Source organism: Halomonas sp. ND22Bw, from assembly GCF_003011945.1.
Lineage (GTDB): Bacteria > Pseudomonadota > Gammaproteobacteria > Pseudomonadales > Halomonadaceae > Halomonas > Halomonas halophila.
This window is the reverse complement of sequence record NZ_PXWD01000563.1, coordinates 1-300: the sequence shown is the minus strand read 5'-3', so window position 1 is coordinate 300 and position 300 is coordinate 1. Positions and strand designations below refer to the sequence as shown.

Sequence of the window (300 nt, the reverse complement as noted above, 5' to 3'; positions counted from 1 at the left end):
GTCCAAGACCCGCGAATGGCTGACGGTCGACAGCCCCTATGTCCGCACCCTGCTGGGCAAGGAAAGCCCCGAGGAACTGTCGGCGCGCGTCGTCGCTGGCACCAAACTGGCCGATCCGGCGGTGCGCCGCGCCCTGTGGACCGGCGGCCTGGCGGCGGTTCAGGCGTCCGACGATCCGATGATCCAATATGTGCTGTCGATCGACGCCGACGCCCGCGCGGTTCGCGCCGAGTGGGAGAACAAGGTCAAGGCGCCAACCGACCGCGCCTCGGAACATCTGGCCGCCGCCCGCTTCGCCGC

The 300-nt window shown here is 70.0% G+C and carries 1 protein-coding gene; it reads left to right on the top strand.

What is annotated here, in order from left to right:
- Positions 1-300 (top strand): S46 family peptidase (locus CVH10_RS19395; protein ID WP_146143107.1); only part of this gene is annotated, 300 nt, incomplete at both ends.